The following is a 25,263-nucleotide window of genomic DNA, read 5'->3' as shown; positions in this document are numbered from 1 at the left end:
GATGAAGACGATACGCATCGGGACGGGCGCCGGGTATTCCGGCGACCGCATCGAACCGGCGGTAGAACTGGCCGAGAAGGGGGCGCTCGACTATCTCGTGTTCGAATGCCTTGCCGAACGCACCATCGCGTTGGCGCAGAAGGCGCGGCTGGCCGATCCCGAGCGGGGGTATGATCCGCTTCTGGCCGAGCGTATGCGGCGTGTGCTGGCGCTTTGCCACGCGCAGGGCGTGCGCATCGTGACGAACATGGGCGCTGCCAACCCCGAGGCCGGTGCGCGCCTGATCGCTGACATCGCGCGCGACCTCGGCCTGAACGGACTGAAGATCGCGGCGGTCACCGGCGACGACGTGCTGGCGCCGCTGATGGTCTCCGACGTGGCGCTTGCCGAAACCGGCAGGCCCGCGGCCGAGATGCAGGCGGAGATCGTCTCGGCCAATGCCTATCTGGGCGCGGCCCCGATCGCCGAGGCTCTGGCGGCGGGCGCCGATGTCGTGATTACCGGGCGGGTCGCGGATCCGGCGCTGTTCCTCGGGCCGCTGATGCACGAATTCGACTGGGCCTCGGACGATTGGCACAGGATGGGCTGCGGCACGGCCGTGGGCCACCTGCTGGAATGCGCGGGGCAGGTGACCGGCGGCTATTTCGCCGATCCGGGCGTCAAGGACGTGCCGAGGCTCGCCCGTCTGGGTTTTCCCATCGGCGAGGTGTCCGAGGACGGCAGCGTCGTGATCACCAAGGTCGAGGGCTCGGGCGGCAAGGTCAGCGCGGCCACGGTGCGCGAGCAGATCCTCTACGAGGTGCACGACCCGGCCAGCTATCTGACCCCCGACGTGACCGCCGATTTCTCGGGCATCCAGATCGAGGAGATCGGCCCCGACCGCGTGCGCGTAAGCGGCGCCACCGGTCGGGCCCGGCCTGAAACGCTCAAGGTCTCGGTAGGCTATGTCGACGGCTACGTGGGCGAGGGCCAGATCTCCTACGCGGGCCCGGGCGCGGAAGCCCGGGGCGCGCTGGCGCTGGAGATCGTGCGAGAGCGCCTTGGGATCATCGGCCTGCAAAGCCCCGAGCTGCGGTTCGACCTGATCGGCGTCAATGCGATCCTGGGCGGCGCCGTCACGGGGGGCACGCCCGCCGAGGTGCGCGCCCGCGTCGTGGGCCGGGCGGCCAGTCTGCGCGAGGCCGAGAAGATCGGCGACGAGGTGGAGACGCTTTACACCAACGGCCCGGCCGGGGGCGGCGGGGTCACCAAATCGGCGAAACAGGTGGTTGCCGTGATGTCCGCGCTGGTGCCGCGCGCGATGGCCGTGCCCGCCGTCACCATCCTGGAGGCCTGAGATGAAGCTACGCGAGATTGCCCATGCCCGGACCGGCGACAAGGGCGACCATTCCTCGATCGCCGTGATCGCCTTCGATCCGGCGGATTACGATTTTCTCGCCGCCCATGTGACGGCCGAGGTGGTGCGCGCCAAGTTCGCTGGCATCGTCAAGGGCGAGGTGGAGCGGTTCGAGGTGCCCGCGCTTGGCGCGGTCAACTTCCTGATGCGCAACGCGCTTGGCGGCGGGGTGACGCGCTCGCTCGCGCTCGATCCGCATGGCAAGTGCCTGGGCTCCGCGCTGCTCGACCTCGACCTGCCGGAGCGTCAGCCCGGCGCGTCCAAGGGCTGATCGGGGGCCCGATCCGGGGTCTTGTCGAGCGCCTGAAACAGCGCGCTGTCGTGGGCCGCGTCGCGCAGGGCCGCGACCAGAAGTGCGGCTGCGGGCTGCAACGACCGGTCCGCCCGCCGGATGATCCCGACCTCTCGGTCAAGCGCCGCGGACAGGATCGGGCGGTGTACGAGCCCCGTCGCACAGCCCGCCTCGCGCGCCGAGGCCGGCAGGATCGCGATGCCCAGCCCCGCCCGCACCGCGCCAAGGGCGGAGGACATGTAGTTCACCTCCATCGCGACCTCGATTTCCTGATCCTCCGCGTCGATCGCCCGGTCGAACAGCACGCGGACGGAGCTGTTGCGCTTGGTCAGGATCAGGGGATGCGCCGCGCAATCGGACAGGGGCAGGGCTGCGCGCCCGTCGTCAAGCGGGTGTCCCGCAGGCACGTAGGCGCAGATCCGGTCGCGGACGAACCGCTGCACCGTCAGCCCGCGGTCGGGGGTCAGCGGAAGGCCGATGCCGAAATCCACCGCGTCGTCCTTCACCAGCCGCAGGATCTCCTCTCCCACCACATCGAAGATCTCGATGGTGACACCGGGATTGTCGGCCCGGAACCGCCCGAGCGCCTGCAACAGCAACGTCGCCGCGACCGAGGGCAGGGCCGCCACCCGCACCGTACCGCGGCGGCCCGTGCCCAGATCCTCGCTTGCCGCGACGATGGCCCCGAAATCCGCCTCGAGCCGCTCCATCAACGGCAGCAGCGCGCGCCCCGCCGAGGTGAGGAAGACCGCGCGTTTGCTGCGGTCGAACAGCTTCACCTCCAGCTGTTCCTCAAGCTGGGTGATCTGCACCGTCACCGCCGGCTGCGACATGTTGAGCTCTGCGGCCGCGCGGGTGAACTGCAGGTGGTGGGCCACGGCCAGAAAGGCCCGGACTTGCCGGTTGCTCGGTGCAATCTTCATCACTTTCCCTTCCGCGGTCGCGGCGCTTTCCCTCTTCTAACCGTCACCGCCCCGGACCGGAACGCAATCGGTCAGTGCAAGGTGCATCGCCACGGCCGCCGGCGCCCTGCCGCAGGCCCGGCTCCAGTTTCGTTCGCGAAAACAGTCTTTTTCTCGCGCAACGGCAAATAGGATGCATAAGAAATTTGAAAACTACTTTAGAGTGACGTGACTGACTAAAGTATGTATATTGCAGACACACGGAGAGAATCCATGCTTGTTTTCCTCGCCTATAGCATCAGCTCTGCCATCGTTATTGCCGCCTTCGAAGGCCACCAGCAATTGCGCAGAAGCCGCCGCTGGGCCGAACGTCTCGACCGCCTCGCCTAGGAGTTCATTTCGCCAGGAGGAAGTCCGATGATCCAGATGCGCGACTATGCCGACGCGTTGGTAAGATTTGAGACGTCCCGCAGGCGACGCGGCCCCTCTCCGCGGCCGCAGGAAAAGCCGCCGGAGGGAAGCGCCCAGATGCTGGGGATCCTTCTCATCGGCTGCATGTTCGGACTGGCGGCCGCTGGGGCCGAGGTCTGGCTGGGCGGGTCGATCTGGGCGAGTCTTCTGGTGGCCTTCCCGGGCAGCTGGCTTGGCGCGGGGCTGGGTTTCGCCCTCGTCCTGATGCGCCAGGGCGCCCTGCGCTGCCCCGAGCGGCCTCCGGCCAGCCGCAGATAGCTTTTGCCGACGCGACCAGTGGCGGGTCGAAGTGCGCTTGCTCTTCCCCGGCCTCACCTTCTCGGCCACATCTTCCGAAAATTCCGCCTGCCGCGCCCCGCCCTTCGTGGTGTCCGGGTGGTGTCAGTCATGTGCGCGCCCCTGGATGCAAGCGGGGAAATGCGGCACAGGGTGTGCCCGGTGGTGCCGCCCGCGGGTGCCGCTTTGTCGTAACTGAAGGTGACGGGTGGGGGCCGGCTGCGCCGGGCCCGTCCTTGAAAATTCGCGACCGCCAGCCGGAGGCATTGTCCGGCCGGCGGCCGCCGGCGCCCCGCCTAGCCGATAATGGCCGACTGGCTGTCGCCGTTCAGCAGATCGTCGACCGGACTGGCCGTGTCGAGCAGCGTCCCGAGCGCGCTGCCGTCACTCCCCAGAAGCCCGCCGGTGAGACCGCTGACCACATCCTGCACTCCGCCAAGAAGACCGCTGTCCCCGCCGGAGGAAACCCCGTCGGTCGCGACCTCCGCGACCGTCGAGACGACATCGTTGACCGCACCCACCGCGCTGTCGACAAGGCCGCCATCGCCCGTGACCTGGCTGCCGGCGCCGCCCTCATCGAAGAGGGTGCCCGCAAGGCCGTTTTCCCCGACGAGCCCGCTCAGCGCGCCGTCGTTGCCCAGAACGCCTGACAGCAGCCCGGTGTCGCCGACCACGTCACCGACGAGGCTGTCGACGGTCGACGTCACGCCCGACAGAGGCCCTTCCGATCCGAGCAGACCGCTGACGGCACCGCCGTCGCTGCCCAGAAGGCCGCCCGTCAGGGAGTCGACCGGGGCGAGAAGCCCGCCGAGCGCGCCATCCGCGCCGAGGAGCTGTCCGTCCTGCCCGAGCAGGCCGTCGAGGGGGCTGACGCCGCCGTTCACCTCGTCGCCGAGAAGCCCCTGGTTCAGGACATCGCCGAGCAGGCCGTCGCTTCCGGTCACGCCGGAAAGCAACCCGTCGTCGCCGACGACATCGCCCAGAAGGCCCTCTGACCCGGTCACTTCGCCCAGCACGCCCGAGTTGCCGGTGATCGGCCCGAGGATCCCGCCATCGGCAAGGACGCTGTCGAGGACGCCGGTGTCGGAGGCCTCTCCGCCGCCGGTCGTCAGGCCGGTGCCGAGCAGGGCGCCAAGGGTTCCGTCCGATCCGGTCACGCTGCCCAGCAGGCCGTCATCGCCGATCAGGTTGCCGAGCAGGCCGGTCGATCCGGTGAGCGAGCCCAGAAGCCCGTCGTCGCCGGTCAGCGCCCCGAGCGTGCCGGAATCAGAGATGATCCCGTCGAGCGCATCGCCCGTGCCGTCGCCGCTGCCGGCGCCCAGAAGGCCCTCGCCAAGCAGGTCGCCAAGCAGGCCGTCCGACCCGGTGACCGCGCCGAGCAGGCCGTCATTCCCCAGCAGGCTGCCGAGCAGGCCGTCCGACCCGGTGACAGAGCCCAGCAGGCCATCGTCGCCCGTCACCGACCCGAGGAGGCCGTCGTCGCCGATTACACTGTCGAGGGCGCCATCGCTGGAGGTCGGGCTGTCTGTGCCGACAAGGCCCGTGCCCAGTAGCGCGCCCACCACCCCGTCCGACCCGGTCACACCGGCGAGGACACCGTCATCGCCGACAAGCTGGGAGACGAGGCCGTCCGAGCCGGTGACGCCGGGAAGCGACAGGCCCAGAACGCCGTTCTCGCCCAGAAGCCCGTCCTGCCCGACGAGCGGGTCGAGCACGCCGACATCCGACTCGGTCGGTTGGGTGCCGTCGGTGGGCTCCGTCCCGTCGGTTGGTTCGGTGCCTTCCGTGGGTTCGGTGCCGTCGGTCGGCTCTCCGCCATCCGTGGGCTGGGTGGTATCGGTGACGTCGGTCGTCTCGGTGCTGTCCGTGGGTTCCGTCACATCCGTCACCTCGGTCGGCTGGGTGACCTCGGTGGTGTCGGTCGCGCTGTTCGAGGAATCGTCGGAGCTGACGGCGGCAAGCGCCAGCAATCCGGCGATCCCGGCAGCGATCGCGCCGCCATGCCCGCTCAGTACGGTCGCCATTCCGGCGCCGATGCCGCCGGCGGCGGCCTCGGCGCCAGTCGCCGGAGTGGCGGCGGTCACGCCGGTTGGTGTTCCGTCGAGATAGGAAAGCGACGTCACCTTGCCGTCCGCGGCCTTGGCGTAGAAGTCCCTCACCACGATACGGTTACCCTCGGTCGTCTCGACGACGAGGTTCTGTCCGTCCCGGACGTATTGGGCAACGTGCCCCTTGGCCACGCCGATCCGCACGACGGAGCCGGGGTGCGCGGTGATGGTTTGCGTCGACATTCAGGAGGGTCCTTCGAGCCTGGCGCCGCTCGGGATGACGAGTGTACGGCGATTCTAACTAATGAATCATATAATATGCTAAAGGATGTAAACTGCAAACCAAAGTATTTATCGATTACGCCTCAAGGAGTCGCGAGTCATCCGTAGCGTGTATTTTTGCTGGAAAAGGGATCGAAACCGTGCAGGGGTATGTCGTGCGACGCTGGAGTACCACGACGAACGATTTATAATCTGATGCGAAAAAACGCCTAAAAGAGCGGGATCGAGTAGTGCCCAAACGTATGGTGCCCCTACGCACACTTCTGGATGTCATCGAGCTGGAGCGGGACGGTGCGGATGCCGCAATTCTGATCCTCGACGACCGGGGCACCCTTCTCGGGTCAAGCCCGGCAGCCTCCGGCGCGGCCCAGAAATGGACGCTGGCAGGGCGGCAGGACCTCTCTCTGGCGCTTGGCGATCGTACCCGGATGGATTGGACCGACGGCCAGGTGCGCGGAGAGCTTGTCCGGCTGTCGGTGCAGGATGGCGCCCCGCCGCTGTTCATGCTTCGGCGCGCGGCGGTGGACGGGCCGACCGCGACAGACCTGAAGCCGGTGGCGATGGCGCTGGAAAACCTGCTGCTGCACGACCTGCGCGTTCTGATCCAGTCGCTGCTGGGGGGCGTGGAGCGGCTTTCGGAGGAATCGGGCCACGCGGCGGACCAGATGATGGACCTGCGCGAGCTTGCCGATATCGCCGTTCGGCACATCGGCGTGGGCCTCTCGCTGAAAAGTGATGACATCAGCGGGCTGCCCCGGCCGGTGCGTGTCGACCTCCCGCGCCTCGTCGGAAACCTTGTGCGCCAGCTCAAGCCCTATGCCTCGGCGGCGGGGCGGGCGCTGGAGTTCGAGAAGTCGGAATTCCCGGTGGCCCTGAGCGCGCCCGAGGGCCTGATCCTTGCGCTTGCGCAGAACATGATCGCCAACGCGGTGCATCACGGGGCGGGCGAGGTGGAAGTCCGCCTGTGCGCGCGCCCTGTGGGCGAGGCCGCCTGGGCCGTCGGGCTCGAGGTCTGGCAGAACGGCGACGGGGTGACCGAGGAGGTCGTCGAGAAGCTGCGCCAGCCGTGGATGCGGCCCAAGCTGCATGGAACCGCCACCGGTTACGGGCTGGAGATCGAGCGGCTGGCGATGATCCTGCTGGATGGCCGCTGGGACCGGGTTGCCACACCTGCGCGATCCGCGCTGCGGGCGGAATTCGTGCTGCCCGAGGCGGGCCTTGCCACGGTCGATGAGCAAGGCCTTGAGGCGACAGAGGAAATCGCCCTTCCGGTGCAGCGCGACAGGCCGCTTGGGGACACCACCGTGCTGGTGGTCGAGGATCAGTCGGTCAGCCGGAAGTGGATTGTCCAGGTGCTGCGCAACGCCGGGGCCGCGGTCACGGCCGTGTCGGATGGAGAGGGGGCGCTGCTTCTCATCCGCGACAGGCAGACGCCCTTCGATTTCGCCATCGTCGACGTCGGCCTTCCGCGCATGAGCGGGATCGCCCTGGTGCAGCGATTGCATGCCGAGGCAAAGATCGTGCCGCCGCGCCACATCATCGGCCTGACCGGGCACGACGACCCCGAGATCCTGGCCGAATGCCATGCGGCCGGGATGGAAATCGTCCTGCAGAAGCCGCTTCAATCCTCTGATCTGCGCGCCAGCCTGATCGAGGTGGTGCGTGGTGAACTTGCCCTGGCGGACCAGCCCGCGGGGACCCCTTCGAACGGGAGCGACGAGACCATGACGGACCTTCTGGATCGCGAGGTGGTGGGCGAACTCGAGGCGGAACTGGGCAAGGATGCGACGCTCGCATTCCTGCACCGGGCCGTCGAGGAAGCCGAACGAACGCTTCAATTCGTGAGAGATTGCGGGTATGGAGCGGAAACGCGGCCGATGCTTCACGCAACTGTCGGTTCTGTGGGCATCACCGGTCTCAGTGCGATTGAGCGGGCGTTGCGCCAGATCCAGCGTGTGGGGGAGGACGACGCCCTTCGTGCGTCGGCTGTGAACGACCTGGAAGTTGCCGTGCGCAAGACGCGTGCGCTGCTCGAATAGTTGGCACTTATGTAAAAGCCCCCGAAATTGCGCATCTGGAGTATGGAATTTTCTTGCATGCCACGAGGCGCTATCATCCCTGACCCGCCTGGCTGAAAGATGGCTGGTTAGTACTGTGACAAGAGATGGAAAAGACGAGTTGGAAACCGACCACCTGAAAGTGCTTGTCGCCGATGATCATACCATGATCCTCGAGATGTTCGAGATGTTCATCTCAAGCACTCCCGATATGAAGCTCACGACCGCCCGGGATCTGAAGGAAGCCCTGAAACACATCGCGGAAGATGGCCCCTATGACATCGTCCTTCTCGACCTGAACATGCCCGGCATGAACGGTCTCGAGGGGCTGAGCGTCGCGCTTGAGGCGAATGACCGCAAACCCGTCGCGATCCTGACCGGCAACCCGACGGCGCGCATGGCGGAGGAACTGCTGGAAAAGGGCGGGGCGGGGATCATCGTGAAGACGGCCTCCCTCAAGAGCCTGACGAGCACGATCAGATTCCTCGCTTCGGGCGAACGGCATGTGCCGCTGGATCTGCTGAACGAACGCAACGTCGCACGCGACAACATGGCCACCCCGATGTCGGACCGGGAATTCTCGGTTCTCGACAAGCTGGGCGAGGGAATGTCGAACCGCGATATCGCCGAAAGCCTGGGCCTGTCCGAACCCACGGTGAAGATGCATGTCCAATCCGTCTGCAAGAAGCTGGGCGCCAGCAACCGCACGCAGGCGGTGATGATGGCGCGGGACATGAACCTGATCTAGGGCAATTTCCCCGCGCCGGTCGCAGCGGGCCTGTCCGGAATGTGAAAACTCCCCTCCGGGTGGAGGGGAGTTCACGATCGGGAGGCCTGCGAAATTGCCGATCTCCCGCTCTTCTTCCTTCGAACCGCTCATCTGCTGTGGGGGCATTGTAGCCCGAAGGAAGAAAGTGAACCTGATGGGGTGAGGATCAGGCTCTACTGCTCTGATAATAGGCGTTGTTCGCGTAGGCGATCGGGATCGTCTTCTCGAGCTTCATGTCGGAAAAGCCATTCTTCAGCGACACGTCGCAGGCCATCATCCGTTCGCAGGTGTAATCGTCGCCGCGGATCTCGCTCGACACCATGATGATCGGCAGCGCGGGCGTCGCACGCCGGACCTGCAGGCAGAAGTCGATCGTGTCCTCGATCTCTCCCATGCAGTCGCTGTCGACCAGGATCAGGTCGATGTCGGGCACATGCGCCCGCATCCAGTCGGTGGTGAGGCCGTCTTCCGGCGTCGCGACATAGACCCTTGCGGCGTGGCGGGCGGCGACGCGGTTCGCTTCGCGCAGCATCGACTGGCCATCGCCGCAGATCAGCATGGAGCCTTTCGGCAGCAGCCGGCGGAACGCGATCGGGTTGTTGTTGGAGAAGAAGCGGTCGACCGACGCTTCGGGCAGGGCACGCAACGGTTCTAGTCCCGCGATCGCCCGACGAGCCGGGTGCGGCCGGGTGGCAGTGGCTTGTTTCAACATCTCGCTTCCCTCACAGAAGAATCGCTGGTCTTCGTCCCCATCCGTACAGACCAAAATACATACTTTAGTTAGTCAAGCAATCCAAATTGTACATACGAAGGGAATAAGACTGGTTCCTTCGTCGCAACTTGATGTCTTCCGTCAGATCGTCCAGTTTCCGGGTCAGGGTGAGGGGCGTGATACGGGGAATGCCATGCGAAAGCCGCTGATAGTCTTTACCGGGGCCGTCTATCCGGGTCAGTTCGGCCTGTTGTGCGACTACCTGCGCAATGCGGGCCTGGCCGAGACATACTTTCTGACGACGCCAGGCCATCAGAAGCGGAACGCGCACCGGGGGGCGCACATCCTGGGGTTTCAGCCCGACGGGCCGATCGTCGGCGATGTCGGCTATTATTACGCGCGCAAGGTGGAGCGGTCGTCGCGCATCGGGCGGGGGCTGCATGCCGCGCTCGACCAGTTCCAGAAGATCAGGAAGATCGACGTGGTGGTGTGCCATTCGCTCTGGGGCGCGCCGCACCTGCTGTTCGACGAGATCGACGCGGCGATCGTGAGCTATGTCGAATTTCCAAGCTACCACGCCCATGGCTGGGATCCGGACTATCCGCCGGACCTGTCGCAACGCCATGCCGACCGCCTGACCGAGATGCTGAACTTTCACCAGGTGCTCAAGAGCGACCTGACGCTTTGCCCCTCGGCCTATGCCAAGTCGATGTTTCCCTCCGAGCTGCGCGGCCGGGTCGAGGTGCAGTTCGAGGGGCTCGACTTCGACCTCGACACCCCGATGCGAACCGCCCAGTCCCCGGACCACCGCTTCACCATCGGGTTCGCCGCGCGGGACCTGTCGAACGCCAAGGGGGTCGATGTCTTCATCCGGCTGGTCGACAAGCTGCTCGCCCGGGGGATAGATGCGCGATTCGTGGCGATCGGCGATCCGGACGCCAAGACCTACGGCTACGAGGCGCAGTGGGTGCAGCGCACCTACAAGGGCGAGGTCAAGAACTTCTGCGAGCATGTCCTGCGCCAGCATCCGCGCGCGGCCGAGGCGATCGAGTTCATCGGCAAGCTGCCGTACGACGCCTATGTCTCGCGGCTGGAAGAGGTGGACATGTTCCTCTACCCGCTGCGCCACGGCGTGGGAAACTGGGGGCTGATGGAGGTGCTGGCCCGGGGCGGATGCGTCCTTGCCCCGAACCGAGGCTACACCGCCGAGATGATCTTCGACGATGTGAATGGCCGCCTGCTGCCCGATGACGACGACGCCTGGATCGAAGAGATCCTTGCGCTGCGCAACGACCCCGAGCGGCGGCTGCGCTATCGCCGCGCGGCGCGGACGCTGGGGCTGCGCTATCACATCAAGTCGGTCGCGCCGCGCTACATGCAGCTTTTCAACCAGGCGGTCGCCAATCGGCGGGAGCGGATCGGCGCCCCCGCCTGAGGGTGCCCGCGCCCGAGAACTCCGATCAGAACCGGGTGGTGATCGTCAGGCCGAAGTTGCGGACGGAATCGCCCGGTTCCTTGTTCAGCGGCTTCGCGACATAGAGCGAGACCGGAACCTTGCCTACGTCGAAGGTCATGCTGATGCCGATCGAGCTGCGCAGCTTGATCCCGTCGTCGATCCGCCCGCCGTCGGTATCGTCGAGCGACCAGAGCGAGCCCACGTCGACGAAGGCCCCCAGCCGCGCGGGCGTGTTCCACAGCTCGCCGATGGAACGCTGCACCTCGACCGAGGCCACGAAATACTTGTTGCCGCCCACCGCATAGCCACCCTCGCGCGGGCCGATCCCGCGGGGAGAGAAGCCGCGGAAGGTGTCGCCGCCGATCTCGAAGCGGTCGGTTGCCCGTGTGGAGCCCCCGTCAAGCGCCGCCACCGCCCCGGAATGCAGGCCGAGGAGAAGGTCGGTCTTGGTGCCGAGCGGCAGCCGACTGCGCGCATCAAGGCGCGCCTCGGCGACCTTGTGATCGGTGCCGATGCCCCAGAGATAGGTCTCGATCTTCAGCGAGGAGCCGGGCGCGTTCGGCGCATCGGCACCTGGCGTCGCGAAACTGTAGCCCAGGCGCAAGTACGGCGCGTCGGTCGACCCGGCTTCGCGGCCCAGAAGCGGGCTTGCGCCGTTCGAGGCATCGGTCATCTTGTCGGACCGGTAGCCGAGGCCCGCCTCCAGCCGGCCGCCGCCCTCGATCCGCTTGGCGATGTAGGCGCCGATCCGGGCGCGGGTGTCCTTGAACCCCTGGTCGTCGTATTCCGTGTGCCGCAGTTCGGTATCGAGCCCGAGCCCCCAGCCGTTCTGCAACCCGCTGTAATAAAGCGCCGTCGATAGCGCCCGCGAATCCCGCGACAGCGCAAGGTGGAAGGCGCCGAAGGTATGGGGGAACAGGTTGTAGCGCTGGAAGTCGAGCGCGCCGAGGATGTTGTCCTCGGTGTTGTAGGCAAGGCTGAGCGAGAAGCTTCCCGGCCGCATCGGGATTTCCTCGACATCCACGACCAGTGTCCGGCCCTCGGGGCGCAGGGCCACGGATTTGAAGACACCGGCGGAACGCAGACACGCCTCACGCGCGCGCAGATCGTCGGGGGTGTAATCGACCCCGGGCGCGATCTGGCACCCCGTCAGGATCGACTGCTTTGCGACGAACTGCGTTCCCTCGACCTTCACCGCATCGAAGACCCGGGCATTCGCGGGCCGGGGCCCGGCAAGACCCGGCAGAACCAGAAGCCCCAGGCTGAGGGCAGAGACCTGACGCGAGAAGCTGCGTTTCCTGGGCACGGTCGATCCTTTCCGGACGCGGTTTCAGAGGGAGGGAGCCGCACGGAGCGATCTTCCGTCAGGATGTATCGGAAAGAATTCGTAGGATCTCAAGCGCATTGCGTCAAACACTGTGGCCAAATTGCAATCTGTGGCTGATTTATGCAGTTTCATTTCCACTTGCGCCGCCGTGACTGTCCTTAAATCTCTATGAAGTCAGGACGGGCAGACGATAGACGATCGTTCGATCCGTTCGACAGAATCTGGAGAGGGGATGCGGCGTGCGGCGGATCTGGCTGCCCGAAGCTGGGACGATCACCGTTCTGTGGCTTATCCTGCTGCCCGGTATGCTGCTGGTGGGCGGGTTCGCCACCGATATCTCGCTTGCCAATGCCCAGAAACGCTATGTCCAGTCGCAGGCCGATCTTGCGGCCCGCAGCGCGGTGCAGTTCCTGCCCGACCTCGCCGCGGCACGCGATGCCGCGGACCGGGTGGTCGCGCTGAACGACGGTTACGGAACGATCTCGCTCGCGTCGGACGACGTGATCTTCGGTACGGTCTCGTCCGACGGCAGCTTCGTCGCGGCGTCCGACCAGACGGATGCGACCGGGGTGAACGCGGTCGAGGTGATCGTGCCTTCGCCGTTCTCGCCGCTGTTGCTGCGGTCTGTGCTGACGGCGGACGATTACACGATCACCCGCAGCGCGATCGCCAAGCAGCAGGCGGCCCTTGCCTTCACCTTGCGAAACCGGCTGCTCGGGGTCGACACCTCGCGGTCGATCCTCGATCCGCTGCTGAACAATCTGCTGGGGCTCGGGGTCACGGCGCAGGTGCTGGGCTACCAGGGGCTGGCGAATGCCTCGGTCGGGATCAACGACCTGCTCGGGGTGCTCAGCACCGGGGTTGGCGTGGATGCCGTGACCTTCCAGGACATCCTTGATGCGACCGTCGGCACGTCCGATTTCGTCTCGGCGCTGACATCTGCGGGGGCCCTGCCTTCGACGGTGTCGAGCGGCTCGTCCAAGGGGCTCTCGCTCGGGTCGCTGCTGTCGCTGTCGCCGCAGGTGCTGGAAGCCAAGATTGGCCGGGTGCTGCCCGACCTGCAGGTGGACGCCTTCGACCTTCTGATGGCGGCGGCAAGCCTGAACGGCACCGGGGCGGCAAATCCGCTGGGCACAGCTTCGGTCGGGCTGTCGCTGCCGCCGCTGACCGACACCGCCCTCTCGCTCTCGCTGATTTCGCCGCCGGTGATCGCGGCGGGCTTCATCGACGACACGCCGCCGGTGACCGCGCATCTGGCGCAGGTGGATCTTGCTGTCTCGGCCTCGCTCCTGAACCTGCTCACGCTCGATCTGAAGGTCGAGGGGGCCTCGGCCACCGCGACGGCGCTGACGCTGAATTGCAGCGCGACGGAGCCGGGCGATACCCTTGCGACGTTCCAGGTCGACACCTCGCCCGTCACGCTGACGCTCACCGCGTCGCTGCTCGACCTGATCCAGGGCAAGCGGATGAGCGACAGCGTTCCCATTTCGGTGCTGGGCGACAGCCAGATCGTCACCGTGCGCAAGGACCAGCTGGGTAAGCCGATCGCCGTCTCCAACCCGCTGAAGCTGTCCTCCGTCACCACCGCGCTCAGCTCGGTCCTCGAACAGCTGCGCGACAGCACCGATACCGAAAAGCCAAGCTCCTGCGGCCTTCTTGGCCTCGGGTGCCTGCTGGGCACGACGCTTCGGGCCGTGTTCGATTTTGTCGACGGGCTGGTGAACCAGCTCAACGCGCTCCTGGTCAACACCGCCGTCCTCGACAGCGTGGCGCAAAGTCTGCTCGATGCGCTGGGTATCCAGGTGGCGCAGGCGGACCTTATCCTGAACGACTACAGCTGCGGCAGCCGCCTCGTGCGCTGAGCGCGCTCAGTCTACGATGACCGAGGCCTCGCGCGTGATCTCGCCCAAGTTGATGCCCAGATCGCTGGCGAAGGCCTGCGCGTAGCTGCTGGCAAGATTGTAGGTGACGTCGATCGTCAGGACATCGCCCGATGGCTGCCCGGGGCAGGCCTGAAGCGCCGAGAAGCCGGAGGAGGACAGCGTCACGCTGTTGGCGATCAGCTTGGGCAGGTATTCTGTGTTGAGGGTGGAGCAGATGTCGCCCGAGAACTTCGGATCGTCCGCCAGCACCAGCCCGAAGCGCGCCAGTTCGAAGGCCACCTGCTGAACCTCGCTTTGGGCCGAGATCGCGAAGCTGACGAAGCCGATGAACGCCAGCAGAAGGATGATGACCGGCAGCAGAACGACGAATTCCATCGTGACCACGCCGCGTTCGTCGCGCAGGAAACGCAGGATCTTGCGGATCAGCAGGGAGACGGTCGAGATCGGCATCGGGTCACTCCTGTCAGGTCAGTTGATCAGACCGCTCGTCGTCGTCATCGTCGTGGTCCGGGTCGAGGTGGAAGTGCCGGAATTGCCGCCGGTCGTGCCGGCGGGGTGCACCCAGTAGCGGTTGCCGGTGTCCGGCAGGAAGGTGTCGCGCGGGTCGGCGATCATCGCGGCGAGGTTTTGCGACTGAACGCAATGCCCGTCCTTGGCGCAGGTGGCGCTGTCGACGGACACGCCGGTGACATGGGCGATCCGCACGATGCCGCGGCGTGTCACGGGGTCGTCGGCATGCGCGATCTCGAACCGGACCTCGTCGCCGCTCCGGCCGATCAGGCCGTGCAGCGTGACAAGCCGCTGGTCGCTGACGCGCCGGTTGCAGGCGCGCGGCACTGAGACGACCACGACCGAGTCGCCGCCGACGTTGGCGTGCAGGTAGCTGCGGATCCGCCGTGCCTGCGCCGCCGGCAGCGAAGCCGAGCAGCTGCCCGCGAAACTGTAGGAGATGTGCTGGCTGGCGACGCTGGGCTGAAGCCGCTCCACCGTGGTGGGGGTCGGGTCTGCCGTGCATCCGGCCAGCGCGAACGCGGCAAGCAGGGCAGGGAGGGTGGATCGGGCAGGAAACGAATGGGCCACGCTGTCACCTGTTCAGAAGGAAGGTCGCGCCACTGCGCGTGTTGACGCCGTTGAACGGGCGCGCGCGACCCGACAGCTTGCCGGTCGCCATCTGGGAAACGCCGTCGGCCGCGGGGCGCAGATTGTCGAGCGGCGTGTGCAGGTTCTTCCTGTCGGTCGGGCGCACGATGTAGGGCGTCACGATGATCACCAGCTCGGTCTCGCCGCGCTTGAAGGCCGAGGACCGGAACAGCGCGCCGAGGATAGGGATCCGCGCGATGCCCGGAAGCTCGGACAGCGATTGCTGCCGCGTCGCGCTGAACAGGCCCGCGATGGCAAAGCTCTGGCCGCTGCCCAGCTCGACCGTGGTCTGGGCGGAGCGTTCGGCAAAGGCCGGGTTGTCCGCGGTCGAGTTGCTCTCGTCGAGCTGCCGCACCTTGGTCGAAAGCTGGATCTGGATCTGGTTCTTCTTGAACACGCTGGGGGTGAAATCCAGCTCCACCCCGATCTTCTCGAACTGGACGCGGGTGTCGTCCTGGGTGGCGCCAACCTTCACCGGGATCAGGCCGCCGGCCAGGAAATTCGCCTGCTCGCCCGACCGCGCGGTCAGGTTCGGTTCCGACAGGATCGTCGCCAGCCCCGAGGTGGCAAGCGCGTCGAGCACGGCGTTCAGGTTTCCGCCGTTCGCGCTCAGCGCAAGCTGGAACCCGCCCGAGGCGGAGCTGGGGGAGCTGAAGGATTGGCGCCCCGACGCGGTGCTGGACGAGAGCGAGATGCCCAGATCCTGCTGCACCTGCCGCGATACCTCGGCAATGGTGACCTGCAGGTTCACCTGCGGCGGTGTCGTCAGGGTCAGGTTGTTCACCACGACCGCCGCCTTGCCGACCAGCTTGGTCACGATACGGTCGGCGGTCTTGGCGTCCTCCTCGGTATCGACGGTGCCGTCGATGAACACCGCCCCCTGGTCGGTCGACAGGTTGATCGCGCCCGATTGCAGGGCCCGGGTGACCGCCCGTTCGATGCGCCCGAGGTCGAGGTCGACCTGCACCTTGCCCTGGATCAGCGGCTTGTCGTCGTCGCCCAGCACGAAGAGGTTCGTGGTGCCGATGGCATGCCCGACGATGTAGATGTAGCTTGCCGATTGCAGCGTCACATCCGCGACGTTCGGGTTCGACAGGAACACCGCCTTGGCCGGGCGGTCCAGCTTGATGAACTTGGCCTCGCCCACCTTCAGCGACAGCGAGGTCTTGTCGCCGCTCGCGATCTCCTGTGCCGCCGCCGGGGTCGGCGTCAGCGCGCCGAGGCAGGCAAGGCCAAGCCCCGCCACCAGCGCAAGACGCGCGAGAAGGGACGCCGCGCCGCGGCAGGCGGACCGGTCGGGGGCGCTCTGCAGGCGGGGGGCGGTCATCGGCGGGGCTCGTTCATGGGCAACCTCGGATCGGGGGAAGGGCGGTCTTCAGCGTAGCTGGGCACGCAGAAGCGGACGGACGATGTAACTCAGTACCGACCTCTGGCCGGTCTCGATGTCGACCTGGGCCACCATGCCGGGGCGGATCGGGTATTTCTGGCCGTCCCGCTCAAGGAAGTTGCGGTCGGTCTTGACCATCACCTTGTAATACTGCTGCTGGTTCGGCGACTTGCTGTCGGAGGTCACGGTATCTTCGCTGATCTGGGTCACCTTGGCCTTCAGGTCGCCGTAGACGGTGTAGTCGTAGGCTGTGATCTTCACGCTGGCGGGCATGCCCGGCGCGATGAAGGCCACGTCACGCGGGCGCACCTTGGTCTCGATCAGCAGCTGGTCGTCGATCGGGGTGACCTCCATGATCGTCTGGCCGGGCTGGACCACGCCGCCGAGGGTGGTGATGTTGATGTTGTTCACCCGCCCCGCCAGCGGCGACCGGATGTCCGTCCGGGCCAGCAACTCCTTCTTGTTGACGATGTTCTCCTTCAGCGAGGCGAGCTTGGCCTTGCGGTCGGCGAGGTCGTTGTAGGCGTTCTGGACGTAGGTGTTGCGGATCTCGGTTTCCTTGCCGACGATCGTCGACTTCTGCTGTTGCAGCTTCAGCAGGTCGACCTTGCTGATCGACCCGTCCTTGGCCAGCGGCTCGGTGATGTCGATCTGCGCCTGGATCGACTGCTCCTCGTCCTTGAGCGCGGCGATCGACTCTGTCAGCTTGGAGCGGCGGGCCGTGAACAGCTTTTCCTCGGTGGCCTGGACATCGGACATCGGCTGGGGAAAGCCGATGTCGGGCTTTTCCAGCACCTCGGCCTGGAGCCGGGCGACCTCGGCGGTCAGTACCTCGATTTCTGATTTCGTCTGGAGGTAGTCGGAGCGGGCCTGCGTCGGATCCATCTTGACGAGGATCTGCCCGGGTTTGACCTGCTCCCCCTCCTGCACCATCAGCTTCGACAGGATCCCGCCCTCCAGGCTCTGGATCGTCTGCTGGCGGCTCAGCGGGATCACCCGCCCCTCGCCCTGGGTCACGTCGTCGACCGTGGCGAAGGCGGACCAGAGGATCCCGATCAGCACGCTGGCGGCCACCAGCCAGATGGTGAGGCGGGCCACGCGGACCGCCTGCTTGCGGTGGGTGCCGTCGATATGGCTCGGGTCGATCGTGCTGACGCTGGTCATTGGACGGCCTTCACGTGGTTGGGATTGGCAAGGCCGCGCGCGGCCATCTCGAGGATCTGCCCGAGCTGGCCGTCATGGGTGACCTGGCCGTCCTTCAGGACCACCGCGCGCTCGGTCAGCGTCAGCAGTTCCTTCTTGTGGGTCGCGATGATCGCGGTGCGGCCGGCAAGCCAGTTCTTGAGGTGCAGGATGACGTTGCGCTCCGTCACCTGGTCGAAGGCCGAGGTGGGTTCGTCCAGCAGGACGACCTTCGGGTCCTGCAACAGCACGCGCGCCAGCCCGATCGCCTGCCGTTGGCCGCCCGACACGTTGGAATTCCCGTCGATCTGCAGGTCCAGCCCGCGCGGATGGCGCCGCACGAAGACGCCGAGGCCCACCGCGTCGAGCGCGGACATCAGTTCGGCGTCGGTGTGCAGCCCGTGGTCGAGCAGCAGGTTGTCGCGCAGGGTGCCCTGAAACAGCGCGACGGATTGCGGCAGGTAGCCGATCTGGCGGCGCCGGTCGAGCGGGTCGATCTGCCCGAGCGCGAGGTTATCGAGCAGGATGCTGCCCGCCTGCGGATCGAGATATCCCGCGACCAGCCGCAGGAAGGTGGACTTGCCCGCGCCGTTGCTGCCCAGAAGCGCGACCGTCTCGCCCGGCGCGATCTGAAGCGACTTGATCGAGACGACCGGCGGCGCGTCGCGGTCGTGGCCGAAGGTCACGTCGCTCACGTCGAACTTGCCGGTGATCTCGGACGCGCGGACAAAGGCGCGGTCGGCCGGGCGTTCCACCGGCATCGCCATGATGTTGTCGAGCACCTCGAGCGCCGCCCGAACCCCCTGCCAGCGCGCCAGCAGCCCGGCGACCTGGCCCATCGGGCGCAGGCCGCGGCCCGACAGCAGGGAACAGGCGATCAGCGCCCCTACGGTCATGTGCCCCTCGCTGACCTGGTAGACCCCCACCAGGACCACCCCCGCGTAGGAGAATTGCTGCACCGAGGCGACGAACTGGTTGATCACGGTCGTCAGCTCGCGGTTGCGGATCGAGGATGCGGCGATCGTCTCGGACAGCTGGGCATGGGCGCGCTGCAGCCGGTTCTCGGCCCGCGCGGCCTTCACCGTCTCGAGGTTCGACACGGTTTCCAGCAGAAGCCCGTTCAGGGCCGAGCTTTCGAACGCATGTTCGCGTGAGGCCTTGGCAAGGCGCTTCTGCAACACGATGCCGGGCAGCACGATCAGCACCGCCGCGGCGACCGGAACAAGTGCGACCGGCCCGCCGATGAAGGCGATGATCCCCACGAAGATGAAGACGAACGGAAGGTCGCTTACGGCCGCGACCGTGCCCGAGGTGAAGAATTCGCGCACGGTGGCGAATTCCCTGACCTGGTTGGCGAAGACCCCGGTCGACTTCGGCTGATGCGACAGCCGCAGGTTCGCCACCCGCTCGAACAGCTGGGCGGAAAGCTTGAGGTCGAGGTCGCGCCCCGAGACGTCGATCAGCTTGGAGCGCATGACCCGAAGCATCCATTCCAGTGCGATCGCCAGCCCGACGCCACTTGCCAGGATCCACAGCGTGTCGAAGGCACCGGTGGGCACCACCCGGTCATAGACCTGCATCGAGAACAGCGAGGTGCTGATGGCAAGAAGGTTGGCCACGAAGGCCGCGATGATCACGTCGCGGTAAAGCCGGGCATTGTCGAACACCGGCCCGAGGATCCAGTGGCGGCGATCCTTCAGCTTCTCGCCCAGCCGGTCGGTGAGCACGTCGATCGGACGCGAGAAGAGAACCCGCCCGGTGCAGGCCGCACGCAGCGCCTTGCGGCTGATTTCCTCGCGGCCGCCGCCGGTTTCCGGACGCAGGATCGTGGCCCCCTCGGCAGTCAGCGCCTCGAGGATGACCACCGCGCCGTCCTTGAGGAACAGCAGCACGGGAAGGGAGGACAGCGGGATCTCATCGAGTGCGACATCGGCGATGCGGCAGCTCATGTTGACCCGCCGCAACGCGACCGTCACCTCCTGCGCGCCAAGGCCGCCCTCCGCCGCGATCAGCCCGTCGGCCAGCCGATCGGGGTGGACCTGTACGCCGTTCAATCGGCACAGCTCGACGAGTCCGAGAATAAAGGGGTCATTGCCGGTCTGACGTGTCATTCTCGAACCTCCTGGCGTCTGGCGCCTTCTGTTCCGCTAGTTCCGCTTTCCCGAAGCGATGATCAGCGAACCCAGCATGCCCACCGCGTGGGCCGCCTCGTATTCGGTCTTGAGCCGCTGGCTGAAAGTGTCGGTCTCGTCGATCTGGGCGTCGTAGAGATCGCGCCCCGCGGTCAGCACATCCACCAGCTCGCGCTGGCCCCCTGTGAACTGCTGTTCGTAAACCTGGCGCACCGCCTCCGCCTGCGTCAGCTGCGCGCTCTGCGCCTGCTCGGTCGTCGCAAGCGACTGGATCTGGCTGACATAGGTTCGCAGCTGGTTCTGAAGCTTGCGTTCAACCGCCAGCTGGTTGGCCTTGGCGGCGGCCAGATCCTGGCGCGCGCCCTGCACGCCCCGGCCCGCCAGATTGCCGGCATCGAAGCTGAGCGAAGTGGTGATCCCGATAGAGGCACTGGTGCCATGGCCGCCGTCCAGTTCTTGCAGGCCGACCGCCTTGAGGATGATCTTCGGCTTGCGCGAGGCGCGGGCGGTATCCACCGCGGCCGCGGCGATCTGCACCTCGGCCTTCGCGGAAAGATAGTCCGGCGCATTCATCGCCGCACGGATGACCGCGGCGCTCGACTTGAAGCGGCGGGTCACGGACAGGGCAGGGGGCGGGCCGATCTCGGCGACCGGCTGACCGGTGTAGAACTCCAGCTCCGTCATCGCCGTCTGGCGGTCCGAGTCGAGCTGCGCGATCTGGTCTTGCGCCCGCGCGACCTCCAGCCGGGCGCGGGCGATCTCGGAGCGGTCCGCAGCCCCGGCGGTCACCCGCCGGTTGGACACCTTCTCGATGCGCTGCGCGAACTCAAGATAATCCTGCGTTTTCCGAAGCTTGATCTTGTCGATTGCGACCTCGATGTACAGGTTCGCGACGTTGAGCGCGAGGTCCTCGACCGCGCTCTTGAGGTCGGCGACGGCCTTGATGCGCGCCTGCGACGCGCTGCGGATCTTGCTGCGGGCGAGGCCCCAGTCGAACAGCACCTGCGACAGCGTCAGGGTCGCGACGGGAATGTTGTCGCCAACCGATGTCGTATCGCCGGCAAGCGCGAGCGAGGGGCGAAGCGCGTCCTTGGCCGACTGGATGTTGGTGGTCTGGCGGGCGATCTTCTGCCGGTTGCCGGAGATGCCCGCATCGCGGGCCGACGCGGTTTCAAGTGCCTGGCGCAGGCTGAGCGGTGCGGCCTGCTCCGCCGCCCTGCCGGCGCCCGCCGCCAGCGCGAGGCACAGCGCGCCCAGACAGCCCGCTTGCAGAACGGCCCCGGGCACCCGTGTCCGTGGCACGCGTGTCCGTGGCAGGCGCGTCCCTGGCCGGCGGGGGCGGAAACCGGGCCGTCCCATATCAGACCCCGCGCTCATGTCAGACCCCGTGCGAGGTGTCGGTGTTAAGCAGGTCGTCCAGCAGGGATTGCGTCGTGTCGGTGCTGGCGGTGTCGGCGCTGGTACCCAGCACCTGCGACGTGCTGCTGTCGGTGCCGGAATCCGTGCTGTCGGCAAAGATCCCGCCCGAAAGCGCGCTGGAGCCGGTGCTGTCCGAGCTGGTCACGGTGCCGTCGCTGCTGGTCGTGCTGTCGGTTGTTCCGCTGTCCAGCCCCAGAAGCGTCAGCACGTGGTCGAGGGTTCCCTGCACGACCTGGGTGTCGGTCGTGTCCGTGGCATCCGTCGTATCCGTGCCGTCGGTCCCGTCCGTCGCATCGGTGGTGTCCGTCGCAACGGTGGTGTCCGTGGTATCGGTGGTATCGGTCGTGTCCGTGGTATCGGTTGCATCCGTGGTATCGGTCGCATCCGTGGTGTCGGTCGTGTCCGTCTGGTCCGTGGTATCGGTCGCGTCGGTCTGGTCCGTCGCGTCGGTGGCCTGGGTGTTGTCCGTCGGGTCGGTCGTATCCGTCGTATCCGTCGTGTCGGTTGCCTCGGTGGCCGAGTTGCCGCCCGAGGAGTCGAACCCGTGAAAGGCGATCAGCCCGCCCGCGATGGTGGCCCCGCCGATCAGCAATTGCCCCGCGTCCAGGCCGAAGCCGAAGCCGCCGCTTGCCCCGGTGTCGCCGGTGCCGCTGCTGTCACCGCTTCCGTCGGCGGCCTGGTCGGGCGATCCTGCCGCCGCGCCATCCCCCGCCGCGGCATCCGCTGCGCCGGCTGCGGCGGCCGCCGCATGATCCGAGGACGCGGTGGTCATGTCGTGCTGCGGTTGCGCGTCGTGCGGGGCGGAGGGGTCGGGCTCCGGCTCGGGGGCCAGCATGCCGGTCACCTCGGCCGGGCCGTTCTGGCTCAGCAGCAGCCGGCTGAAATCCCCCTTGGCATCGACGACGAAGAAGTCGTGCAGCAGGATCTCCTGCCCGTCGAGGAGGGTAACTTTCAGATCCGCGCCGGACTTGTCGAAATAGGCGATGCCGGGCGCATCGGGGCCGAAAAACACATCAGACGAAGAGCTAAGCGTCGCTGAACTTCCGTAGGTCCGGTGAATTCTTCCGTCAGACTTGGACAGGCTGAAAATCTCTACAGCCATTCAGCTCTCCATTCGCGCGCGGACATACATTCGGATCCGTTACCATCTGGAGTTTGTCCATGCAAACTAATGCTGAATAAGTTTTCCAAACGATATATGCCCGCATTCCGCTGGAAATTAAGGATATTCGAACGGCTTTCGCCGTGAGAGGGATTGCGGATCGTTTCCCGGTCGTGGCCGCCGCGCCACAGGCGGCGACGATTCTCGTCCAGGTTGGGTCTCGTGCAGGTTGGGTGCTGGGCGGGCGGACCCGCCCAGCAGCTGTGATCGTCAGCCGATTCCCGTATCGCTGAGCGAGCTGGCCTCGTGCAGGAGCGACGAGACCAGATCTTCGCCGGTCGACGCGCCAAGCAGGCCCGAGGCGGTGTCGCCCACCGTTCCCAGCAAGCCCCCCACGGCCGAGCTGGCGCTGCCGGTGTCGCCCAGCGAGCTGGTCAGCGAGGACACCGTGTCGGTCAGCGAGGAGGTGGCGCCGCTGGTATCGCCCCCGGTCAGACCGGCCAGGATCTGGTCGACCCCGCCGCCCAGAAGGCTGCTGACCGTGTCGGTCACGCCGCTGAGCGGGTCGGAGCCACCGAGCAGGCCGTCGGTGAGACCACTCACGGTATCCGTGAGCCCGCTGAGCGGGCTGGATCCGTCGCCACCCAGAAGGCTGCTGACCGTATCGGTCACGCCGCTGAGCGGGTCGGAGCCACCGAGCAGGCCGTCGGTGAGACCACTCACGGTATCCGTGAGCCCGCTGATCGGGCTGGATCCGTCGCCACCCAGAAGGCTGCTGACCGTATCGGTCACGCCGCTGAGCGGAGCGGAGCCACCGAGCAGGCCGTCCGTCAGGCCACCCACCGTATCCGTGAGCCCGCTGAGCGGGCTGGATCCGTCGCCACGCAGAAGGCTGCTGACCGTAGCGGTCACGCCGCTGAGCGGGTCGGAACCACCGAGCCGGCCGTCGGTGAGGCCACTCACCGTATCCGTGAGGCCGCTGATCGGGCTGGACCCGTCGCCACCCAGACGGCTGCTGACCGTATCGGTCACGCCGCTGAGCGGATCGGAGCCGCCGAGCAGACCGTCGGTCAGGCCACTGAGCGTATCCGTGAGCCCGCTGATCGGGCTGGACCCGTCGCCGCCCAGAAGGCTGCTGACCGTATCGGTCACGCCGCTGAGCGGATCGGAGCCACCGAGCAGGCCGTCGGTCAGGCCACTCACGGTATCCGTGAGGCCGCTGATCGGGCTGGATCCGTCGCCACCCAGAAGGCTGCTGACCGTATCGGTTACACCGCTGAGCGGATCGGAGCCGCCGAGCAGACCGTCGGTGAGGCCGCTGAGCGTATCCGTGAGTCCGCTGATCGGGCTGGACCCGTCGCCGCCCAGACGGCTGCTGACCGTATCGGTCACGCCGCTGAGCGGGTCGGAGCCACCGAGCAGGCCGTCGGTCAGGCCACTCACGGGATCCGTGAGGCCGCTGATCGGGCTGGATCCGGCGCCACCCAGAAGGCTGCTGACCGTATCGGTCACGCCGCTGAGCGGGTCGGAACCGCCGAGCAGGCCGTCGGTGAGGCCGCTGAGCGTATCCGTGAGTCCGCTGATCGGGCTGGACCCGTCGCCGCCCAGAAGGCTGCTGACCGTATCGGTCACGCCGCTGAGCGGATCGGAGCCACCGAGCAGGCCGTCGGTCAGGCCGCTGAGCGTGTCGGTCACGCCGCTGAGCGGGTCGGAACCGCCGAGCAGGCCGTCGGTCAGGCCGCTGAGCGTGTCCGTTACGCCGCTGAGCGGATCGGAACCGCCGAGCAGACCGTCGGTCAGGCCGCTGAGCGTGTCGGTCACGCCGCTGAGCGCATCAGTGCCACCGAGCAGCCCCCCGAGGAGGTCGCTTCCACCGCTGCTGTCCGAGGTGTCGTCCCCGAGGAGCGGCTGACCCGTGAGCTCGCCGACCAGTCCGTCGATCCCCGTCAGGCCGCCGAGGGCACCGTCGTTGCCGACCAGATCGCCCAGCAGGCCGTTCGCCCCGGTCACATCGCCCAACAACCCGCTGTCGCCGGTCACGTCACCCAACAGGCCCTCATCCGCGATCACCGGGTCGAGAATGCCGTCCGCCGCGGTCGGGGAGTCGGTCGAGTCACCCAGCAGGCCGACGCCGAGGAGGTCGCCCACCAGGCCATCGTTGCCCGTCACGTCGGAAAGCGTGCCGTCGTTGCCGGCGAGTTGCTGCAGCAGCCCGTCGGATGCGGTCAGCGTCCCGAGCAGGGAGTTGTCGCCGACAAGGCCGGTGCCGCTGAGCGGCCCATCGGTTCCAAGCAGACCATTGTCGCCCGCCACCGAGTCGAGCAGCCCAAGCGTTTGGGTTGTATCGGTTGTATCGGTTGTATCGGTGTTGTCGGTGTTGTCGGTGTTGTCGGTGTTGTCCGTGGTGTCGGTGTTATCCGTGTTGTCGGTGTTGTCCGTGGTGTCGGTGTTATCCGTGGTGTCGGTCGTGTCCGTGCCGCCGGTGGTATCGGTGGTGTCGGTGGCGTCGGTCGTACCGGTGGTATCCGTCGTGTCGGTCGTATCGGTGCTCGAGCTGTCGCTGCCGCCGCCGCTGGCGGCGAGCGCCGCGCCCAGAAGGCCGAGGCCGACGGCCGCAAAGGCCGCCTGGTTCTCGTCCATGCCCTGGCCGATGCCAGCGATCTCTTCCGCCTGGGTGTTGCCGTCGATCAACGAGAAGGTCCCGTCAGGGTAGAGCAGGCGGCTCACCTCGCCGTTGGGGCCTTTCTCGAAGAAGTCGTGGATGAGGATCTCGTTCCCGCATTTCTCGTGCACCACGAGATTCTGTCCGACCCTTTCGAACTGGGCAACGTCCGACTTGGGGACGGGCAGGGTCACGTCGCGTGGGGATTTGACGTCAATGGTAATGGTGTCGGGCATGGTCGGCTCTCTCGGTGTTTGGTTGCTTCGTAGACTTCTGATCGACGCGCTCGGTGGTCTCGGAAGACTCGGAAGATAAGCGTTGGTATGTTTAAACCTACTAAAGTATGTATAAGCAATCTTATGGATTGG

The 25,263-nt window shown here is 66.6% G+C and carries 19 protein-coding genes; 7 read left to right on the top strand and 12 right to left on the bottom strand.

Going from position 1 to position 25,263, the window contains the following annotated elements:
• The first annotated feature begins 1 nt into the window (after position 1).
• Complete coding sequence (locus CVV76_RS16585; RefSeq protein WP_102225797.1) at positions 2 to 1,336, top strand: acyclic terpene utilization AtuA family protein; 1,335 nt, start codon at positions 2 to 4, stop codon at positions 1,334 to 1,336.
• 1 nt (position 1,337) lies between these two features.
• Positions 1,338 to 1,667: an AtuA-related protein gene (locus tag CVV76_RS16580; RefSeq protein WP_102225796.1), complete on the top strand. Its 330-nt coding sequence runs from the start codon at positions 1,338 to 1,340 to the stop codon at positions 1,665 to 1,667.
• Here the strand turns inward: CVV76_RS16580 and CVV76_RS16575 are convergent.
• Positions 1,643 to 2,611, bottom strand: coding sequence for a LysR family transcriptional regulator (locus CVV76_RS16575; RefSeq protein WP_102225795.1), 969 nt, complete (start codon positions 2,609 to 2,611; stop codon positions 1,643 to 1,645). The genes CVV76_RS16580 and CVV76_RS16575 overlap by 25 nt on opposite strands.
• Before the next feature lie 507 nt (positions 2,612 to 3,118).
• Here CVV76_RS16575 and CVV76_RS24715 point away from each other — a divergent pair.
• Positions 3,119 to 3,319 carry a hypothetical protein gene (locus tag CVV76_RS24715; RefSeq protein WP_146010321.1) on the top strand — a complete coding sequence of 67 codons (201 nt, stop codon included), beginning with the start codon at positions 3,119 to 3,121 and terminating at the stop codon, positions 3,317 to 3,319.
• Positions 3,320 to 3,633: 314 nt separating this feature from the next.
• On the opposite strand, the gene CVV76_RS25455 is transcribed toward CVV76_RS24715, so the two are convergent.
• The gene (locus CVV76_RS25455) at positions 3,634 to 5,628 is read right to left on the bottom strand and encodes a BapA/Bap/LapF family prefix-like domain-containing protein (protein ID WP_146010320.1); all 1,995 of its coding nucleotides are present in this window, start codon (positions 5,626 to 5,628) and stop codon (positions 3,634 to 3,636) included.
• A gap of 269 nt (positions 5,629 to 5,897) precedes the next feature.
• Here CVV76_RS25455 and CVV76_RS16555 point away from each other — a divergent pair, with 269 nt between their 5' ends.
• On the top strand, positions 5,898 to 7,706 hold the full coding sequence (locus CVV76_RS16555; protein ID WP_146010319.1) for an ATP-binding response regulator: 1,809 nt from the start codon (positions 5,898 to 5,900) through the stop codon (positions 7,704 to 7,706).
• Between the two features lie 139 nt (positions 7,707 to 7,845).
• On the top strand, positions 7,846 to 8,472 hold the full coding sequence (locus tag CVV76_RS16550) for a response regulator transcription factor (RefSeq protein ID WP_233192988.1): 627 nt from the start codon (positions 7,846 to 7,848) through the stop codon (positions 8,470 to 8,472).
• Between the two features lie 187 nt (positions 8,473 to 8,659).
• On the opposite strand, the gene CVV76_RS16545 is transcribed toward CVV76_RS16550, so the two are convergent.
• The gene (locus CVV76_RS16545; protein WP_146010318.1) at positions 8,660 to 9,205 is read right to left on the bottom strand and encodes a response regulator; all 546 of its coding nucleotides are present in this window, start codon (positions 9,203 to 9,205) and stop codon (positions 8,660 to 8,662) included.
• Between the two features lie 193 nt (positions 9,206 to 9,398).
• Between CVV76_RS16545 and CVV76_RS16540 the strand changes: the two genes are divergently transcribed.
• The gene (locus CVV76_RS16540) at positions 9,399 to 10,640 is read left to right on the top strand and encodes a glycosyltransferase (RefSeq protein WP_102225789.1); all 1,242 of its coding nucleotides are present in this window, start codon (positions 9,399 to 9,401) and stop codon (positions 10,638 to 10,640) included.
• A gap of 25 nt (positions 10,641 to 10,665) precedes the next feature.
• On the opposite strand, the gene CVV76_RS16535 is transcribed toward CVV76_RS16540, so the two are convergent.
• Complete coding sequence (locus tag CVV76_RS16535) at positions 10,666 to 11,967, bottom strand: BamA/TamA family outer membrane protein (RefSeq protein WP_102225788.1); 1,302 nt, start codon at positions 11,965 to 11,967, stop codon at positions 10,666 to 10,668.
• Positions 11,968 to 12,227: 260 nt separating this feature from the next.
• Between CVV76_RS16535 and CVV76_RS16530 the strand changes: the two genes are divergently transcribed.
• Positions 12,228 to 13,850 (top strand): pilus assembly protein TadG-related protein, encoded by a 1,623-nt coding sequence (locus CVV76_RS16530; protein ID WP_102225787.1) that lies wholly within the window; start codon positions 12,228 to 12,230, stop codon positions 13,848 to 13,850.
• Between the two features lie 6 nt (positions 13,851 to 13,856).
• On the opposite strand, the gene CVV76_RS16525 is transcribed toward CVV76_RS16530, so the two are convergent.
• From CVV76_RS16525 to CVV76_RS16480, 8 genes are all read right to left on the bottom strand, one after another.
• Positions 13,857 to 14,321 (bottom strand): TadE/TadG family type IV pilus assembly protein, encoded by a 465-nt coding sequence (locus tag CVV76_RS16525; protein WP_102225786.1) that lies wholly within the window; start codon positions 14,319 to 14,321, stop codon positions 13,857 to 13,859.
• An 18-nt stretch (positions 14,322 to 14,339) separates the two neighbouring features.
• Positions 14,340 to 14,951, bottom strand: a complete 612-nt coding sequence (locus CVV76_RS16520; protein WP_146010317.1) for a hypothetical protein — start codon at positions 14,949 to 14,951, stop codon at positions 14,340 to 14,342.
• Positions 14,952 to 14,955: 4 nt separating this feature from the next.
• Positions 14,956 to 16,338, bottom strand: coding sequence for a type II and III secretion system protein family protein (locus tag CVV76_RS16515; protein ID WP_102225784.1), 1,383 nt, complete (start codon positions 16,336 to 16,338; stop codon positions 14,956 to 14,958).
• A 48-nt stretch (positions 16,339 to 16,386) separates the two neighbouring features.
• On the bottom strand, positions 16,387 to 17,562 hold the full coding sequence (locus CVV76_RS16510; RefSeq protein ID WP_102225783.1) for an HlyD family efflux transporter periplasmic adaptor subunit: 1,176 nt from the start codon (positions 17,560 to 17,562) through the stop codon (positions 16,387 to 16,389).
• Positions 17,559 to 19,691 (bottom strand): type I secretion system permease/ATPase, encoded by a 2,133-nt coding sequence (locus CVV76_RS16505; protein ID WP_102225782.1) that lies wholly within the window; start codon positions 19,689 to 19,691, stop codon positions 17,559 to 17,561. The genes CVV76_RS16510 and CVV76_RS16505 overlap by 4 nt, the downstream gene beginning before the upstream one ends.
• Before the next feature lie 36 nt (positions 19,692 to 19,727).
• Positions 19,728 to 21,014 (bottom strand): TolC family protein, encoded by a 1,287-nt coding sequence (locus CVV76_RS16500; protein ID WP_158243184.1) that lies wholly within the window; start codon positions 21,012 to 21,014, stop codon positions 19,728 to 19,730.
• Between the two features lie 76 nt (positions 21,015 to 21,090).
• Positions 21,091 to 22,233, bottom strand: a complete 1,143-nt coding sequence (locus CVV76_RS24990) for a BapA/Bap/LapF family prefix-like domain-containing protein (RefSeq protein ID WP_158243183.1) — start codon at positions 22,231 to 22,233, stop codon at positions 21,091 to 21,093.
• Between the two features lie 270 nt (positions 22,234 to 22,503).
• Complete coding sequence (locus tag CVV76_RS16480) at positions 22,504 to 25,131, bottom strand: BapA/Bap/LapF family prefix-like domain-containing protein (protein WP_146010314.1); 2,628 nt, start codon at positions 25,129 to 25,131, stop codon at positions 22,504 to 22,506.
• Positions 25,132 to 25,263: the final 132 nt, after the last annotated feature.

The organism is Acidimangrovimonas sediminis (genome assembly GCF_002871005.1).
Taxonomy (GTDB): domain Bacteria; phylum Pseudomonadota; class Alphaproteobacteria; order Rhodobacterales; family Rhodobacteraceae; genus Acidimangrovimonas; species Acidimangrovimonas sediminis.
Note: the sequence above shows the minus strand (reverse complement) of the source record. Positions and strands in the feature narration are given on the sequence as shown.